This is a genomic window from Candidatus Neomarinimicrobiota bacterium (assembly GCA_030743815.1).
Taxonomy (GTDB): Bacteria; Fidelibacterota; Marinisomatia; order Marinisomatales; family S15-B10; genus UBA2146.
The window spans coordinates 23,143-40,516 of record JASLRT010000014.1; the positions used below are offsets into that span (position 1 = coordinate 23,143).

The 17,374-nt window shown below is 49.3% G+C and carries 16 protein-coding genes; all 16 read right to left on the reverse strand.

Annotation, left to right across the window (positions count from 1 at the left end):
• Positions 1-5: 5 nt before the first annotated feature.
• Positions 6-737, reverse strand: a complete 732-nt coding sequence (gene truA / locus QF669_01425; protein MDP6456103.1) for a tRNA pseudouridine(38-40) synthase TruA — start codon at positions 735-737, stop codon at positions 6-8.
• On the reverse strand, positions 730-1,455 hold the full coding sequence (locus QF669_01430) for an energy-coupling factor transporter transmembrane component T (protein MDP6456104.1): 726 nt from the start codon (positions 1,453-1,455) through the stop codon (positions 730-732). Before QF669_01430 ends, truA begins: the two co-directional genes overlap by 8 nt.
• 6 nt (positions 1,456-1,461) lie before the next feature.
• Entirely contained in the window at positions 1,462-2,118 is a 657-nt protein-coding gene (locus QF669_01435; protein ID MDP6456105.1) for a hypothetical protein, read from the reverse strand.
• Positions 2,100-3,599, reverse strand: a complete 1,500-nt coding sequence (lnt, locus tag QF669_01440; GenBank protein MDP6456106.1) for an apolipoprotein N-acyltransferase — start codon at positions 3,597-3,599, stop codon at positions 2,100-2,102. The genes QF669_01435 and lnt overlap by 19 nt, the downstream gene beginning before the upstream one ends.
• Positions 3,592-4,014, reverse strand: coding sequence for a Holliday junction resolvase RuvX (ruvX, locus tag QF669_01445; protein MDP6456107.1), 423 nt, complete (start codon positions 4,012-4,014; stop codon positions 3,592-3,594). The genes lnt and ruvX overlap by 8 nt, the downstream gene beginning before the upstream one ends.
• A 35-nt stretch (positions 4,015-4,049) precedes the next feature.
• Complete coding sequence (locus QF669_01450) at positions 4,050-4,367, reverse strand: HU family DNA-binding protein (protein MDP6456108.1); 318 nt, start codon at positions 4,365-4,367, stop codon at positions 4,050-4,052.
• A gap of 2 nt (positions 4,368-4,369) precedes the next feature.
• Entirely contained in the window at positions 4,370-6,553 is a 2,184-nt protein-coding gene (locus QF669_01455; GenBank protein ID MDP6456109.1) for a bifunctional (p)ppGpp synthetase/guanosine-3',5'-bis(diphosphate) 3'-pyrophosphohydrolase, read from the reverse strand.
• Positions 6,553-7,920, reverse strand: coding sequence for a replicative DNA helicase (gene dnaB, locus QF669_01460; GenBank protein MDP6456110.1), 1,368 nt, complete (start codon positions 7,918-7,920; stop codon positions 6,553-6,555). Before dnaB ends, QF669_01455 begins: the two co-directional genes overlap by 1 nt.
• A 2-nt stretch (positions 7,921-7,922) precedes the next feature.
• Positions 7,923-8,588 (reverse strand): uracil-DNA glycosylase, encoded by a 666-nt coding sequence (locus QF669_01465; protein ID MDP6456111.1) that lies wholly within the window; start codon positions 8,586-8,588, stop codon positions 7,923-7,925.
• A gap of 14 nt (positions 8,589-8,602) precedes the next feature.
• Entirely contained in the window at positions 8,603-8,875 is a 273-nt protein-coding gene (locus QF669_01470; protein MDP6456112.1) for a DNA-directed RNA polymerase subunit omega, read from the reverse strand.
• Positions 8,865-9,446: a guanylate kinase gene (gmk, locus tag QF669_01475; protein MDP6456113.1), complete on the reverse strand. Its 582-nt coding sequence runs from the start codon at positions 9,444-9,446 to the stop codon at positions 8,865-8,867. Before gmk ends, QF669_01470 begins: the two co-directional genes overlap by 11 nt.
• Positions 9,443-10,309: a YicC/YloC family endoribonuclease gene (locus QF669_01480; GenBank protein ID MDP6456114.1), complete on the reverse strand. Its 867-nt coding sequence runs from the start codon at positions 10,307-10,309 to the stop codon at positions 9,443-9,445. The genes gmk and QF669_01480 overlap by 4 nt, the downstream gene beginning before the upstream one ends.
• Positions 10,310-10,412: 103 nt before the next feature.
• Positions 10,413-11,441 (reverse strand): hypothetical protein, encoded by a 1,029-nt coding sequence (locus tag QF669_01485; protein MDP6456115.1) that lies wholly within the window; start codon positions 11,439-11,441, stop codon positions 10,413-10,415.
• 16 nt (positions 11,442-11,457) lie between these two features.
• Positions 11,458-14,082, reverse strand: a complete 2,625-nt coding sequence (gene mutS, locus QF669_01490) for a DNA mismatch repair protein MutS (GenBank protein ID MDP6456116.1) — start codon at positions 14,080-14,082, stop codon at positions 11,458-11,460.
• The gene (selB, locus tag QF669_01495; GenBank protein MDP6456117.1) at positions 14,079-15,962 is read right to left on the reverse strand and encodes a selenocysteine-specific translation elongation factor; all 1,884 of its coding nucleotides are present in this window, start codon (positions 15,960-15,962) and stop codon (positions 14,079-14,081) included. The genes mutS and selB overlap by 4 nt, the downstream gene beginning before the upstream one ends.
• Positions 15,959-17,341: an L-seryl-tRNA(Sec) selenium transferase gene (selA, locus tag QF669_01500; GenBank protein MDP6456118.1), complete on the reverse strand. Its 1,383-nt coding sequence runs from the start codon at positions 17,339-17,341 to the stop codon at positions 15,959-15,961. The genes selB and selA overlap by 4 nt, the downstream gene beginning before the upstream one ends.
• Between the last annotated feature and the right edge of the window lie 33 nt (positions 17,342-17,374).

The following is a 17,374-nucleotide window of genomic DNA, read 5'->3' on the forward strand; positions in this document are numbered from 1 at the left end:
CATCATTAATAGGAAACTCTATCCAGGAAGAGTCCGGCTGCGGGCGCCTTCCAGACTTTCGCCTGAGGATCCTTGACTTCTAAAGTCTTGCCAAAATCGTCCACTGTAAGCCCGCCTTTTGCTACTTCTACCATAGTACCAACCAGATACCTGATCAGGTGACGAAGGAATCTATTTGCTTCCATCGTAAAAATTACAAAATCCCCACGTTTATTCCACCCAGATTGGTAGACGGTACAGCATCGGTTATCCCGCTGGGAAGAAAACTTTGTAAATGACGTGAAATCGATTTCACCGTTGAGAAGTCTTGCACACTGGCGCAACTTATGTACTACAACACTTTTCGGCACGCACCAGCAAATTCTTCTGTCAAGAGCAGATTCTCCCAATCGACAGTAGTAGCGATAAAGTCGGCGAGCAGCGCTGAACCGGGCATGAAAACTATCAGGCACAGCGGTGCAGTCCAATATACGCAGATCGTCAGACAGATTTCCGTTCAGTGCGTTCTTCAACTCCTGGCTGTTCCACACTTTTTCCAGTCGAAAGTTGGCCACCTGTCCCCTGGCGTGTACGCCAGCATCGGTCCGGCCCGCCCCGTTCAGCACCACCCGTTCTCCAGCGGTTAGCTTCTTCAGTACCCCTTCTATGTCACCCTGCACTGTACGCTTGGTACGCTGCATTTGCCAACCAGAAAAGTCGGTACCGTCATACTCAATGACAATCTTGTAATTAGGCAAGAGAGAGATATCCCTGCACCAGAATAGCTGTCAGGAGCAGATAGAACAGATCGGGCCATCCAAAACCGACGGGGTTGGCAATGCCCCGCGGCAAAACAGTCCCGTAACGCCTCGACTCTATCGCTATACCGAGATTCTCAGCCCGATGGAGGCAGTTGGAAATCAGCGAAGGGAGGTGAGTTGCGATTTGTTTGACCCTGCTGAATCTTCCGCTGGCCGGAGAAAGTCCCAAATAGGTTTCGTGATGGGTTATTGCTACCACCTCTTCCTTCAGCATGGGGAAAAACCGGAATGTCAGATACATGAGCTGAAAAGTATCCTCCACTACTCTCCCGCTGATTGCCGCCTGTCTGCAGACTGTTCTAAGGGCATCCAGGAGTCTTCGCGACGAAACAGCCTCAATAACAGCAGCCGTAACAATGACCATGAGGAAAACTCTAATACCCGATAAAAGTGCCGCTACCACCACATCAGCCAGAGAATCAGAAGTGAGTAAAAGACTGAAAACCGTGTAAATCAGCAACATTATCGGCACGTACAGAATAAATGGACGGATACGTAAATAGAGGGATCTGGTGTCAATTCTTAGAATCGGCATAAGAGCGATTGCCACCAGCGACAGCAAGATGAATTGATTAATTGCCTCTACGCTGAAAACAAGCATCAGATAGATGATCAGCAACAGCGAAAGTGTTATAGGATTGGGTCGATCAATCATAATGATTTAGAGGCCGTATCCCAAATATAACTCCAGTCCCACAGTCCCGTTTTTCGTCACAGGCAGTAGAGAAACCTCTACACCCTCTGCTTTATTGCCGAAAATGTAGCTGACATCAATAACAGAAATGATCCTGTTCAGTACCATACCTCCCATGACGAAAAGAGCGATTTCGTCAGCTCGATTGCGCCGCGACCAGTAGGTGCCGTATTTTTCCCTGCTCTCATTACTATCCCATCGCCAGGTGAAGTTTTCCTCATCCGGATAGACATCTGCAGGCAACCGTTCTCTTTGCTTAGTTTCATTATAAGCTTCCGTACTCATATAATTACCCACGTTCAGCAGAAATGTATCATCTCTTGCATCAAGAGAAATATCAGCATGAACTGCGGCGTATGCTTCGAGTCTCGATTGATACATATTACGAGACCAATAACTCTCAGCCAGCGCCAACCATAGTCCGATTTCAATACCGGTAAAAATTTTGCCTGTTCGGCTCTGTCCCACACTCATCTCTCCCAGTCCCGGAAGGAGAAGGGAGCGCACCATCGCTTTTGATTTTGACAACGGTACCTCCTGATAATTCGTGGATTGCGCATAGATGCCGGTGGAAGCTGTGAGGATGAGCGCTAGCGCAATGATGACTATTTTTCTCGATGCCAAAACCATAATCCAAGCAGAACAAAAATCACAAGAATGGAGTGTGTAAACAGATCGCCGTGCCTGCCGTAAAAGGTTAATACCGAACGGGGTGAAATACCAGCGGTGATAATACCTTCTTCTCCTACCTCCAGTCGCGAAGTCATTTGACCGGAAGCGTCATAAAAAGCTGAAATGCCCGTATTGGCGCACCTGGCCACAGCCATACGGTGTTCCACCGCTCTTATTCTTGCCAGCGCCGCATGCTGATACGGCTCGGCCGTATTTCCATACCACCCGTCATTCACCACCACAACGAGAAATCTGGCCCCAGCTGAAACGAACTTATTCACCAGACGGGGAAACGCCGATTCAAAACAGATAATCGTTGCAAAGGGAACGTCTTCAAGATGAAATAGAGTATGGCGATCCCCGGGTGTAAAATTCCCCAAACTCAATTTTTCCGCAAAGGAGACCCATTTAGGAAAGAGAGAGGACTCAGCCAGCGGTACCAGTTGAATCTTATGATAAGTAGCGATGGAATCGCCACCGTCAATCATGATTGCGCTGTTATAGGAAACTCTCTCCCCGGCCTCTCTTCCCCAGTCGATTGAACCGGTCAGGAGCGGGATTCCGCTTTCAATCACACGTTTCTTCACTCTACGGAGACGCTTCTGGTTCTTGCTCAGATAGGTCGGTGTTGCGCTCTCCGGCCAGACGATCAGCTGGGGATCCGTTTCAGTTGCCACCTTATAGAGCAAATCGAGATGATCGAACACCCAGTTCCTCCTCTCTGGATCCCACTTCTCATGAGGACCTACATTTGACTGTACTAAAGCAATCCTGATCTGAGGATCCGTCGTCGCCGAACGCCACTTCGCTATTAACCCGTAGCCCAGAAGCCACGGTAACACCAGGAGAACTAGTGTACCTTTACCCATCTGCAATCGTAATCGCGCCGGAAATCTGCAGATGCGAAAAGTGAGTACATTAAGGAGTACCAGCCAGAATGTGATGCCGTGAATACCTGTGAATTCAGCCATCTGTATCAGTGGTAGGTAGTCGGCCTGAGTTGTTGCCGGCGATACCCACGGAAATCCCAGCGGACCGAAATTCATTGCGTAGTCCACCGCTGTCCAGATGAACGGGGCCAGGAGCAATCCTTTACCTGTTCGAACATGAATAAGGGTGACCAAGAAACCGATCAAACTCCAGAACAGGGAGAGATAGACAACGGCGGCAACCATGGAGGCGAAGACGACGGGGAGAGTCTCACCGACATTGAAGGTGAGCCAATGGACTGCAATGAGATTGCTGGCCACTCCGGCGAGATATCCGAAGAGCATCCCCTCTGTCGGACTGGAACGACTGAAAACAGTCAGAAGTGGAACGAGACCAAACCATGCAACGAATCCCAGTTTCAGAGGTGGAAAAGCGAGTCCAATCAGAATACCGGACAGGAGGGTCAACTTCCACCGTGAAGCTGACAGGATTGTCTCAATCACGAAATGATTTCCTATCCAGGTAAGCTTGAAGGAAGATGGCCGCTGCGGTTGCATCAACAGACCCTTTTTCCCGGCTCGGCTCAAATCCCTGCTCTTGCAGTGATCGAACCGCTTCCACCGATGTCAGCCTTTCGTCTTCGATTTCGACAGCGACCGAAAAACGGTCTTTCAGGATATCGATGAAGAGTTCAACTGCTTTCGTCTGTTCCGTTTTCTGACCCTTCATGCCGATGGGAAATCCCACCACGATACCGTTGATCTGGTATTCCCCCATCAGTGACTTGAGTTGGGCTATCAAATCATCGATAGTCTGATATTTGATTGCTCTCAGAGGTGATGCGATGGTGCCGCTGGGATCAGACAGTGCCAGCCCGACCCGTCGGGAACCGTAGTCGATGCCGAGAATTCTTCCCATTCGCTTCGAGCCATGTTTTTTCGCAAGAACAAAAACTAATAGTCTATCGGTTGGTGCAAAACAGACTTCAGCAATTTCCCCGGTCGGAAATGAGACTTTCTATGAGCCGGAACGTATATCTCTTCATTTGTCCGAGGGTTACGAGCGCGCGGTTTGGCGCGTGCAGGTTTCACTGTAAGAGTCCCGAAGTTCCTTATCTCAATCCGGGTATTCAGTCGATCTTCAGACATCATCTCCCGCATTACTGTAAACGCTTCACTGATAACACCGTGAGTCTGATTTACACTCATATTGAGCCTGGATGCTACTCTCTTCGAGATGTCCTTCTTCGTATAGCTTTTTTGTTCTTCCATGATTATCCTCTCTCTAAGGTTATAGTTCCTTCCACATCATTTATCTTTCGTAATGCCAGATTGAGGCGCTTCAGATTATATACCTGGATAACTATATGACAGGTAGCAATCTCGTCCTTCACCTTGAGGTCGATACTTGTAATGTTGATATTCAGTCCAGAAATTGCTTCAGTAATATCCTTCAAATAACCTTTCCTGTCCTCTGCTAGAATCTTGATGCGGGAAAGAAATTCTTCCTTCCGTCCCACATCCCACTCTACTTCGAGAAATCTGTCTTGAAATTCATCCATGATAGGCAGGCTTTCGCAGTGAGAACGGTGGATTGTGACACCTCTCCCTTTGGTCACAAACCCTACAATTTCATCGCCGGGGATCGGATTACAACATTTGCTAAATTTAATCAGAACATTTTCGATTCCTTGCACACGCACGCCCTTAACCGAACGCCTGGCAATGTCTAGAAAAGAATTCTTCTCATCCCGCACCTTCTCGATCTGTTCATCACTAACTTCAGGTGAAAACTCGCGCATCACCTCTCGAACAGTCACTTGGCCTGTCCCCAGCGCTATGTACAGCTCTTCCTCACTGCTGAATCCTGTTTTTTCAGGAGATTTCTTGATCTCCTTGGCTGTACTCATCATTTTCAACCTTCGTAGAGTCTTTTCAAGAATCTCCTTCCCCAGTTTCTTACTTTCGTCTCTCCGAATTTTCCTGTACCAGCGAAGAATCGCCGTTCTTGCTTTGCTCGTTCGGATAAACTTCAGCCAGGCGTAACTAGGCGACTGTGAATCTGAGGTAATGATTTCCACAGTCTGTCCGCTTTTCAGCTCTGTGTTCAGCGGAACAATTCTCCCATCAACTTTTGCGCTTAGACAGCGGTGACCTACCTCGGTATGAACATTGTAAGCGAAGTCGATAGGGGTTGAACCAGCAGGCAACTGAAACAGATCCCCAGCCGGGGTAAAGACATAGACTTCATCCGGAAATAGATCAATTTGCAGGAGCTTCATAAACTCTTTCGGATCAGCCGATTCATCCTGCAGAATACCGACTAGATCTCTCAGCCACTGCACCTGTTTGTCCAGACCGTCGTCTTTGTCACGGGTCTCTTTATATTTCCAGTGAGCCGCAACGCCAATCTCAGCTGTTCTATTCATCTCCTCAGTCCTGATCTGGATTTCAACCATTTTCCCCAACGGACCAATCACCGTTGTATGAAGCGACTGATATCCATTATTTTTAGGTGTAGCAATAAAATCTTTGAACCTTTCATGAACGGGCGTGTAGAGTTGATGAATTATTCCCAGCACTGTATAGCAGGCGGCAACATCTTGCACAATAATGCGGATAGCAAAGATGTCATAAATCCCCTCAAGCGGCTTATCACGAGCAACCATTTTCTTATAGATGGATGTATAAGACTTCAGCCGACCCATAACCGTGTAAGCAATACCATAATTCCTGAGTTCTTCTTCCAGAGAATCGCTTACCTCTTTGATGAATTTTTTTCTGTATCCGCCAGTAGATTTAAGCGCTTTACCAATCTTCCTGTAATTATCTGGTTCTATCATCTTTAACACAAGATCATCCAGTTCACTTTTAACAGCAAACATGCCGAGGCGATGAGCCAGAGGTGAATAGACATCTCTTGTTTCCACCGCAATCCGTCTCTGCTTGATGAGCGGCAGATGGGAAATCGTACTCATATTGTGGAGGCGATCGGCAAACTTTATAATGATAACGCGGATATCCTTTGTCATGGAAAGGAGCATCTTCATGAGGTTTTCAGCCTGTTTTTCCTTGCGGCTACTAAACTTGATATCTCCAAGTTTGGTTACTCCGTCCACCAGATCGCTAACTTCGTGGCCGAATTCCTCCATAACGTCGTCATAGCTGGTAGCCGTATCTTCGAGGCAGTCGTGTAAAATCCCTCCCATGATCGTGGCGTGATCCATCTGCCATTCAGCGAGCGAACGAGCTACAGAGTAACAGTGTTCGAAGTAAGGTTTGCCAGACTGCCTCAACTGGCCGGTGTGTTTTTCTTTACTAAACTGGTAGGCGTGCCAGAGCTGATCGGTAACCTCGTCACCCGGTGCCTTGCCGTTCCGGCTGAGGAGGTTAACCAAATCGAGGAATTCTTTGGGATATGAGCCGGTAACTGTGGGGATTAGATCGGCGATCTTCACTAAAATGGTACTTCTGTGCCCTCTTCTTCGAAGATGGTGGCACTCTCAAATTTGGCATAGCGATCGACGAAGATCGTCTCCACAGTGCCCGTTGGGCCGTTACGCTGTTTTGCCAGCAGGATCTGAGCTTTGCGACGATCCTCTTCATCCCTGGTATACATCCATTGCCGGTATAGAAACATGACAACATCTGCGTCCTGTTCAATGGCGCCGCTTTCACGCAGATCTGAAAGTTGCGGCCGGTGATCGCTGCGGCTTTCCGGTGCTCGTGACAGCTGAGACAAGGCAATGACGGGCACCTCGATTTCTTTGGCAAGGGACTTAAGGGAACGGGAAATGGTGGAAATTTCCTGTTGCCGGCTCTCCGAACCGTACGGCCCGCGCATAAGCTGAAGATAATCGATGATGATCAGTTTTACGTCTTTCTCAGCCTTCAAGCGGCGAGACTTCGCCCGTATTTCTGTAATTCCTATGGCCGGAGTATCATCAAGATAGATGGGCGCCTCCGCCAGTGTTCCTACTGACAGAGAGAGATTCTTCCACTGCTGCTTGGGAAGCTTTCCGGTCCGCACAAGGTGACTGTCCACGCGAGCTTCCGCACAAAGAAGCCTCAGTGCGAGCTGATTGTTAGACATCTCCAGACTGAAAATTCCCACAGGGATGCCATGGTCCACCGCAGCGTTCCTGCCAATGGTCATCGCCAGAGAGGTCTTACCCATGCCGGGACGTCCCGCCACAACGATTAGCTCAGAATCCTGAAATCCTGAGGTCAACTCATCCAGATCCATGAGACCCGAAGGAACACCAGTAACTGAACCGGGCTTCTGGTGGATGCGATCAAGTTCTTCAAAAGCCTGCTGGAGGACAGGATTCAGCTGTTCGAATCCGCCTCGCAAACGGTTTTGAGAAATGGCAAATATCTTCTGTTCGGCCGTGTCCAGCAGCTCCTCAATGTTTTCTCGATCATTGTAAGCTCGCTGTGAAAGTTCAGCTGCCGCATCGATCAGACCGCGAAGACTCGCTTTCTCAAGAACGATTCTGGCGTAATGATCAATGTTCGCCGTCGTCGGTACACTTTCTGAGAGCCCCGTGATATAGTAGGCGCCTCCTACAGCTTCCAGATCTTTACCCTTCTTCAGATTATCAACAACCGAGATGGCATCCACGGGGTCGCCGGAATTGAACAGATTAAGCATGCACTTGAATATCTTAGCGTGAGCATCCTTGTAAAAACTTTCGGGAGCAAGAATCTCCATGGCTCGACTTACGGCTTCCTTAGAGGAGAGCATAGCACCCAGAACAGCCTGTTCAGCCTCTATCGCCTGCGGTGGTACGTGGAGTTCCAGTTCAGATGTCTCTCTCGCCATGATCAATCCTGAAGCATTCTCTGTATCCACTGGAAGTCTTCCCAGGCCGGACGTTTATAATTGGGATTTCGCAGGAGTGCTGCCGGATGGTAAGTAATCACCATATCATAGCCGTTCCATTTCCAGAGCTTTGATCTAAGTTGAGCCAGTGATGCTCTCACAGAGAGAAGTGAGTGTGCCGCGGTGGCACCCAGGGCTACGATCAGTTTAGGATCGATAATGCTCAACTGCTGCTCAAGGTAAGGCATACATGTGGCGATCTCATCAGCGGAGGGAGTCCGGTTGTCAGGTGGACGGCATTTGAGAACATTACAGATGTATACCTGATTGCGGTTCATATGAATAGCCGCTAGTATCTTATCCAGCAACTTTCCGGCTCTGCCGACAAATGGTTCTCCCTGCCGATCTTCTTCTCTCCCCGGTGCCTCGCCCACAAAGACGATATCTGAATGCGGATCGCCTACACCGAAAACAAACTTTATCCGCGTCTCTCCCAAAGCGCACCGCATACACTGATTGATCTCCTGTTCAAACTCATCCAGAGATTCATTCGTCTTGGGAAAATCAGCGAGGAAACTTTGATCGGTATACACCGTATCGCCATACATCTCCCGCGTCTGCCTGAAATAGCGCTGCGCCAAACCAGCTGTCGATGAATCCTCAATCATTAAGATTCAGACTCTCATTCCTCATCGGGCTCAGGATAGCTCCATTGAAGTTCTTCTTTAAGGAATTCCTCAACGGCAACAGTAGTCGCTTTCTCTTTTTCCTCATAATCCTCTGACAACTGTGGCTCTCCAAGCAGAGGCAGTTCTTCTTCGTAAACCTCCATCTTTTCCTCCGCTGCCCGGTCGCCAATGATCTGACGCGCCCGCTTAGCCATCACAAGCGTAGCTTCATACATGTCTTCAGTCCTTTCTTCTATCTCCCTTAACGGGATTGTCTTAATTGCCATTCTTCGTTCCTCCATTTTTCCAATTAGACAATTTACCTAGAATCGTATTTATCGTTTCTGAAACATCGTCATTTACCACTGAGGAATCGTACTGATCCTCAAATGCCATTTCCATCTCCATCCGTTCGAGTCTTTTTGTAATCCTCGCCTCAGAATCTACTCCTCTCTTCCTGAGCCTTCTCTTGAGCTCTTCCTTACTTGGCGGCCTTATAAAAAAAGAGATCGCTTTCTCGGGATAGGCCTCCTTGATTGCAACCCCCCCCTTCACATCAACTTCCAGTAGAAGAACATCACCGTTCTCAATCGCCTTCTCCACACTGTCGCGTTTTGTGCCGTACATATAACCGTGCACTTCCTCATATTCAACCAGACCACCCGCCTTTACCATCTGATCAAACTTTTTCTGTGATATAAACTCATAGTCATATCCGTCTTTTTCGTATTCCCTTTTCGGACGGGTGGTGCAGGATACAGAGAAAATCCAATCGGGTCTCTCTTTCTGAAGTTCACGACAGATAGTTGTTTTTCCTGCGCCTGACGGCGCCGAGATTACGACGAGACAGCCATTCATAGGACATTCTGTACCTGCTCTTTGATCTGTTCCCCTTTTTCTTTCATATCGATCACTCGCTGGGTGATTTCAAGTTCACTCGTCTTTGCTCCTATGGTGTTGATCTCTCTGTTAATCTCCTGCAAGAGAAAATTCATTCTCTTTCCAACAGACAGTTCAGATTCGACAAGCTTTTCCAACTGAGCAAGATGACTATCCAAACGAACACACTCTTCGGAAACATCAGCTTTCTCCGCAAGAACGGCTGCCTCCTGAAGCAGGCGTGAATCGTCAAGTTCAATATCCCGAACCAACTCTAATAGTCTGTTTTTATAACTCTCCTTTACTTTTTCCATCGACTGGTCAGCCAGAGACTTGATCTCATCAAGTGTACCGATCAACTGATCGATTCTCTTCTTCATATCGCGCGCCAGAATCTTGCCTTCCGAAACTCTCATTTCCACCAATGTTCTAAGAGCCTGCTTCACACTCCCCATGACCGCATCTCCATCAATCCGTTCAGCCGGCTTAGTTGCGATCAGTTCATTCAGATCGATAACTTTCCCCAAGTCGATTTTGCGCTGGTACTCCTTTTCAATGGTGTCGAGGATTGAAGCATACTGTTCGAACCGCTTGCGATCAAAACTGAAACCTCCGTTAGCAGACGGATTTTCAGTTTCAAGATTGACAGTCACCGTCACCGACCCCCGCACACAGACATCCTGTACCGTGCGGCGGATTTCATCCTGAAGGTAGTTCAACTCCTTTGGTAACCTGGCCTTGAAGTCTACGAAACGGCTGTTCACGGCCCTCACTTCTGTCGATACGACTGTGCGTCCGATGGTGACCGAAGCAGAGCCGAACCCTGTCATACTTTTAATCATTCAGAAAGTCCTGGATAAAGTTAGCAATTTTAGTGTAGAAATTTGTTTCAGACAAGATCAATCAACGCATATAACATTCGGATAATTAAGAAGTTATCCACACTCAATTCTCGCTCTTCTCTCTCAGGGAATCTAGGTATCCGAGTCTTACATTCAAAGAGAGATAGTGACTGGTGCCGAGGATACTACCGAGGGGCGACGGGGTGAAGGCGTAATCGAGGTGACCAAAAGGGAGAGCGAATCCCAAGCCGATTGAATATCGTGAAACGGGATTCCTTCCTGCTCTAAGATGGAAACTGTCCTTGTAATCGATTTCAACTCCAGCTCTCAAATGAGCACCAATATTGCCCACTGAGAAGTCATCACTGCCGGATCGCCCGCCAAGATTCAGATCGGCGGTGAGCATGGCCTTCACCTCCATCTCGGCGCTCTCCACAGGAAAGACATGTACATCACCGATGACGATCCGCGGAGCGACGCGTTCCACCGTACCGGAATCCCAGACGATCCACGAAGTGGATGCATCCCGCAGTGAAATTCCCACCGTATTGTTTGGCATGAAACTGTTGTATGCCCCCACATCAAAACCGACGCCGTAACCGGTATGGTCACCCAGCTGATGCATCAAAAGCTTGGCCGCGCCGCCCACATTCCACTGCCATCGCGTAGTGGCAAATCCGACAGCGCCGGCCCACTGCACCTGATTGAAAAAGGTGACATCAGAAGCGATAATCCGTTCACTGGGATCATCAAGAGAGCCTGTATTGTAGAGAAGTGCATCCAGAGTATTTGGAATATCCTGAACCGCATCGCGAATCAGTACTAATGACCATTTTGACTCCAAGTCTTGCTTTAAATCAAATGCTATAACATCAAAAATAACGGAACCTGAGAATCTTTCCTGATGAGCATAAACAAGCGACTTTTCGTGTTCGGCAAACAGCCTTGCCGGATTCCACAGAATGGAGAGAGGACCTGTGGCGGATGCGACCTCCGACCCGCTGAGCCCGATGGACTTAGCATCTCCTGCACCCTGATAAACCTGATTTCCGTACTTGATCCAGATGGACTCCGCCCTGAGGCTGCCACCATGGAGCATCATAACAACGGTGACCAGGATTAGAAATGTCACCCGTTTGATTTTACTGTTAAAGTCCATACTTCGATTTCAGTTCATCGAGTTTCTTCAGCGCTTCCAGAGGAGTCATCTGATTCACATCCAGCTGCGCCAGGGTTTTGCTAAATTCTGATTCCTTTTTTGAGAAGAAATCCAACTGATCTTTCGACTCTGCTGCGTGTGTCGTTTCCGTTTTTTCCGGCGTCCTGTGCTGGATGAGACCGGTCAGTATTTCGGAAGCTCTGCCTATCACCTTCTGCGGTAGTCCAGCCATCAGGGCGACATGGATGCCGTAACTCTTATCACACGGACCGGGTACAATCTTGCGCAGAAATACGATATGATCGCCAAACTCTTTTACCGCCACATTGTAGTTGACCACCCTTTCGAGCATCGTTTCCAGCTCAGTCAGTTCGTGGTAGTGCGTCGCAAAAACAGTTCTTGACGCTGCCTCAGGCGTATTGTGAAGATATTCCGTAATGGCCCATGCCAGGGAGAGGCCATCGTAGGTAGCGGTACCCCTACCGATTTCATCAAACAGGATCAGGCTCCTCGGAGTAGCGTTATTGAGGATATTGGCTGCTTCTGTCATTTCCACCATGAAAGTCGATTCACCGCCGGCCAGATTGTCACTGGCGCCGACGCGAGTAAAGAGGCGATCGACAATGCCGATTCTTGCCTTCTGCGCCGGAACGAAACTCCCGCATTGAGCCAGAAGAACGGTAAGTCCTATCTGCCGCAAATAGGTCGATTTGCCCGCCATATTGGGTCCCGTAATCAGCAGAATCTGATCGGAGCTTGCTTCCAGCGTAAGGTCGTTGGCGATGAACTTTTCCCCTACCGGCAACAGTGATTCCACTACGGGATGTCGGGATTCAATAAGCTTCATAGTCGGCTCTTCAACCAGCTCCGGCTTCGTCCAGCGGTGTGACAGTGCTACTTCCGCCAGGGCAGCGTAGAGATCAACCTGGCTCAGCAGATGAGCATTGTGCTGGATGGACGATGAAAAGGTCAGTATCGCCAGCATGAGTTCATCGAATATGCGCGCCTCTATTCTTTGAATTCTCTCATCCGCACTCAGGATCTTTTCTTCATACTCCTTCAGCTCCGGCGTAACGAACCGTTCAGCATTGACCAGCGTCTGCTTACGGATATAGTCCTCAGGAACTTTGGCCAGATGGGTCTTCGTAATTTCGAGATAATAGCCGAACACCTTATTGTAGCCGATTTTAAGAGACGGAATACCGGTCTTCTCCTTTTCCGTTTGTTCAAGTCCGGCTATCCAGCTTTTGCCTCCACTGGAAATGGATCTCAATTCGTCAAGCTCTCCATCAACACCTTTTCTGATGACGCCCCCATGAGACAGGAGCATCGGAGGTGTATCTTCCAGAATGTCATCAATTTTGGCAACAGCGTCGCTTAAATCAGCGAAATTTTCCGCGATACTCTTTAACGAACTGTTCTCAGCTGCCAGCAACAGATCTGCTATAACGGGCATCAGTTTCAGGGTCGATTTCAAACCGAACACATCTCGCGGCGTAGCCCGCCCCCGGCTGAGCTTACCTGTAAGGCGCTCGACATCGGAACAATTACTAAGAATCCGCCTCACATCACTGCGCAAAGTTTCATCATTGAAAAACCCTTCCACGCCACTGAGCCACCTCTCGATCCTGTTTCGATCCAGTGAAGGATTTTTCAGTCTGTGCCGCAGGAGCCGGCCGCCTCCGCCAGTAATTGTTTCGTCCAGAATGCTGATAAGTGTCCCGTGAGTCCCCTGGGTCAAAAGGGAGGTGAAGACCTCCAGATTCCTGACTGTAAAATCATCTAGACCCATCCGTTCGCCATCGCGCAGGGGTGTAAGTTTGGTGATATGGCGCAGGCTGCTCTGAATGTTTTGCTCAACATAGCGCAGGATAACACCGGCGGCCGAAACGCCTGCTGTCATGTTATCACATCCGAATCCTTTGAGAGATTTCACCTTAAAGTGAGCATGGAGAGCTTCGCGGCAAACTTTCTCATCAAACGCCCATTCATCCATCTGCGAAAGAAACGGCTTCATCTTTTGAAACCATTGGGAAGCTGTAATGCTGTCACTATCGGAGACTATGATCTCCCGCGGTGAGAAACGGACGAGATTTTCGGCCACATTTTCCTCACCACATTCTCCCACAAAAAATTCCCCCGTAGAGTGATCAAGCATGGCAAAGCCGACGCGGTCAGAACCGTACTTCACCGCCCCCAGAAACGTGTTCGATTTCCGCCCTTCCTTTTCATCGTGAATAGCGGTGCCGGGCGTTACGACTTCCACTACCTCGCGCTTTACGATCCCCTTGGCCGTTTTCGGATCTTCAACCTGTTCACAGATGGCCACCCTGATTCCTGAATCGACTAGCCGAGGCAGGTAGCTATCGAGGGTGTGGTGAGGAAAACCGGCAAGGGGGACTTCTTTGGCGGCGCCGTTAGCCCGCTTGGTTAAAGTTATTCCCAGAACCTTCGCGGTCACTCTGGCGTCATCATCGAAGGTTTCATAAAAGTCCCCCATCCTGAAAAGAAGCAAACTTTCCGGATGCTGCCGTTTGACATCGTAATACTGTCGCATGAGGGGCGTCATACCGTCTGCTGAAGATTTTCCTCTCTTTTTGGCCGCCGCACTCATGAGTTCAATATCCTGTGATCACCTTCTCTCTGCGTTATCTGGTGCTCATCCAGATATTCCAGCAGTGGGATGGCATGCTTCCGAGTTGTATGCGTAATGGATTTGAAATCGTTCACCGGAAGGAGTGCCGCCGAGCGGAAAAAATCGCGTACCTTCTGTTCTAGTTTCACCAGGTTATCCCTGTGGTACCAGAGATCCCTGTTTACCTCATCAACTCGATCCTGATCCTTCAAGACATGTAGAATGGGCAGCAAATCGCTAGAGGAAACCTCCAGTAAGGAGGCAAGATCGGATACGTTCGGCGGTGTAAGATTCGACCGGCGAAGCTTAACCTCCACCCTTTCAGCCAGTTCCTTGTCCTTATCACTCAGTTCAATGTGAAATCCTTTCAGTGAGACAAGCCCCTGCGCTAGTCCAACCTCTCCATCAGAAACGAGTTGTTCTGTTAAAAAGTTAAAAGCGGTTTGGCTCAATTTAAGCTGTTGCCGCAGTTCTTCTTTCGGAATCCCCTTGCGGTAAAGGCGCTGTTTATGCGACGTCTGCAACACGCGTCTGTAATCTTCAGCCAGCGATTCGCTATCAGAGCACAGTAAGATGAACGGATCATCAGGCGCTCCGAACCTTTCCACCTCCAAGCCCGAAAGTAATACCTCGAGATGCTCACATGAGATTTGCCACTTTGCTGCCCACTGTTTCAAGCTTAACGGCCTTTTCATTGAAGCTCCAAGGAAGAGTACCAATCTCTGCTGTTCATTTTCACCCTTGAGAAGTGTGAGCCACTGCCTGGCTTCCTTCCACTTCATCGGTGCCGCGGGATCGATGACGGTGCCCCCGCCGATGGTCACTGCCGGTGAGTAAAACCTGATTATGACAGGATCATCCACCGCTACAGCCACACTCTTTTCCAGTCTTATGAGAGCTGCAGACTCCTCCCCCGGCTTCAACTTCTTCTTACCGGATTTGTCAGCCAGATAGACTCGACCCATTACCTCATCAGTTCCCACGTGAACACGAACCCGCTGTTCATGTTTGATACTTCTTTCACTCCTGTCGAGAACTTTGAGCATCACACCAATCTCGCTAGAAGGGTGCATGAACTCTTTCGCTACAACCTGTGAACCGCGGTAGATTTTTTCTTTGTCACCTCCGCTCAGATTGAGAGCTGCCCGGTCTCCCAGTGAGACGCTGGCAACTTCGTTACCGTGGGACTGGAGTCCCCGAATCTTCACTTTCATCTGCGCCGGCAGTATCTCCAGTTCATCTCCCGTGGCGGCTGAACCACTCACTACCGTCCCGGTAACGACTGTTCCGAACCCTTTCATGGCAAATGCCCTGTCTATAAATAGGCGAAAGAATCCCCGGTCCGCTTTTTCGACCACATCGCCTGACAGATCCAGCAGAACCTGCCTCAGTTCCTCAACACCGTCCCCGGTTACGGTGGAGACTCTGACAATCGGCGCCGCCGCCAGAAAGGAACCTTTGACGTAGTCGCGAACATCTTCCTCCAGAAGATCGAGCCAGTCAGTATCCTGCGCCAGATCGACTTTTGTGATGGCGATACAGCCGGACTTCACACCTAGAAGCTTCAGGATGTCCAGATGTTCTTTTGTCTGAGGCATGATGCCGTCATCGGCGGCGACGGTTACGAGGGCGATATCAACAGTAGTGACACCCGCCATCATATTGCGGATGAATCGCTCATGTCCCGGCACATCGATGATCGTGATGTCATCGCTCAGGAAAGCGAAACCGAGATCAATAGTCATACCCCGTTCCTGCTCTGCCGGCAGGTGATCCGTATTCATGCCTGTCAGCGCCTCCACCAGAGCCGTCTTGCCGTGATCGATATGTCCCGCCGTGCCGATGACCACCTGCTTCATAACCCACTATCTCCACGCGCCACCTTCTCCAGCACAGTCTTCAATTTAGAATAGTGATCTGGCAGGACCGCCTTCAGATCGATAAAGAATCGGTTTCCTGAAATGTATCCCAGAACGGGCGGCTCGGATTGGCGGAAGCGACGCGCAAGATGGGAAGGCTTAACTTCTGTCTTATTGAACTTGAGCGCAACACTGTCGAGTGTCTCAGTGGGCAGTGATCCACTGCCGGCTTCCACTTCGGTTTCCACAAGTTCGATACCTAATCGATTGACGGTCTTCCTGCTGAGATTCGTAAGCAGCTTGTTGCCGCGCCGCCTCAACGTCTTTGACGCAGTTGTCAACAGTGAAAAAGTGAGATTGTCTTTCGTGACAGACATATCACGAAAAGTATGCATCGTCTGCTCAAGCAAGAGTAGAGTCATTTTATCGCACCGTAGTGCGCGGTAGAGCGGATTTCTGTGCAGCTTTACAATCAGACTTTTTCTCCCGGCGATGACACCGGCTTGAGGACCTCCCAGAAGCTTATCCCCTGAAAATGTGATCAGATCAGCACCCTGTTTTACCATTTGGACTGCCACCGGTTCAGCGGGCAATCCCACCCCTTGAAGATCAAAGAGAGCGCCGCTGCCGAGGTCTACGATAAGTGGTACGCGTTTCTTGCGTGCCAGTACCGACAGCTCAGATGTGGCTACCTCATTAGTGAATCCAAGGACACGGTAATTACTTGTATGAACAACAAGAATTGCACCCGTATCTTTGGAAACACTTTTCTCATAATCACGAAAATGGGTACGGTTAGTGGTGCCGATTTCTACCAGTCGTGCTCCGCTCTTGGCTACAACTTCAGGAATCCGGAAAGAGCCGCCGATTTCGACCATCTGTCCTCTCGATATAATCACTTCCTTCCTTTCGGCGAGGCTGTTCAGAGCCAAGAGAACAGCGGCGGCGTTGTTATTCACCACGAGCACCGACTCTGCTCCGGTCAAAGACGAGAGGAGTGGCTCAATGTGATGAAGCCTCTCACCCCGTTTACCGGTGGCAAGGTCGACCTCTAGAGCAGTGTACCCGGCCGCATCTCCGGCAACTTTTGAAAGGAACTTCTTTGACAGCGGCGCCCGCCCCAGGCCGGTGTGAAGGACTATTCCCGTCCCATTGATGACTTGGCAGAAACCGGATACAGAGGCCTCCGCTACCGCTTGCCTAACCAACTCCAGTACAGCCTGCTTATCAGGCAGCGGTTTACCATTTCTGGCCATGTTTCTAAGGAGAGTCAGTTCTCTTCTCACAATATCGGAAATATAGCCCCGAGGAAGATCAATCTCTTCACAGGAAAGTGACTCGAGAATCGAGTTAACAGAAGGGATGTCATGCAGCTTCAACTAAGATTCCTCACTTTTCGAAGATAGAGGATG

What these genes read in the sequence shown, in the direction of transcription:
- gmk (MDP6456113.1), bottom strand. Translation starts at nt 9,446, where the DNA reads ATGAATGGCTGTCTCGTCGTAATCTCGGCGCCGTCAGGCGCAGGAAAA.
- QF669_01450 (MDP6456108.1), bottom strand. Translation starts at nt 4,367, where the DNA reads ATGGAAGAACAAAAAAGCTATACGAAGAAGGACATCTCGAAGAGAGTA.
- selB (MDP6456117.1), bottom strand. Translation starts at nt 15,962, where the DNA reads ATGAAGCAGGTGGTCATCGGCACGGCGGGACATATCGATCACGGCAAG.
- ruvX (MDP6456107.1), bottom strand. Translation starts at nt 4,014, where the DNA reads ATGGGAAGAATTCTCGGCATCGACTACGGTTCCCGACGGGTCGGGCTG.
- QF669_01465 (MDP6456111.1), bottom strand. Translation starts at nt 8,588, where the DNA reads ATGATTGAGGATTCATCGACAGCTGGTTTGGCGCAGCGCTATTTCAGG.
- QF669_01480 (MDP6456114.1), bottom strand. Translation starts at nt 10,309, where the DNA reads ATGATTAAAAGTATGACAGGGTTCGGCTCTGCTTCGGTCACCATCGGA.
- QF669_01430 (MDP6456104.1), bottom strand. Translation starts at nt 1,455, where the DNA reads ATGATTGATCGACCCAATCCTATAACACTTTCGCTGTTGCTGATCATC.
- QF669_01470 (MDP6456112.1), bottom strand. Translation starts at nt 8,875, where the DNA reads ATGGCAATTAAGACAATCCCGTTAAGGGAGATAGAAGAAAGGACTGAA.
- mutS (MDP6456116.1), bottom strand. Translation starts at nt 14,082, where the DNA reads ATGAGTGCGGCGGCCAAAAAGAGAGGAAAATCTTCAGCAGACGGTATG.
- dnaB (MDP6456110.1), bottom strand. Translation starts at nt 7,920, where the DNA reads ATGGCGAGAGAGACATCTGAACTGGAACTCCACGTACCACCGCAGGCG.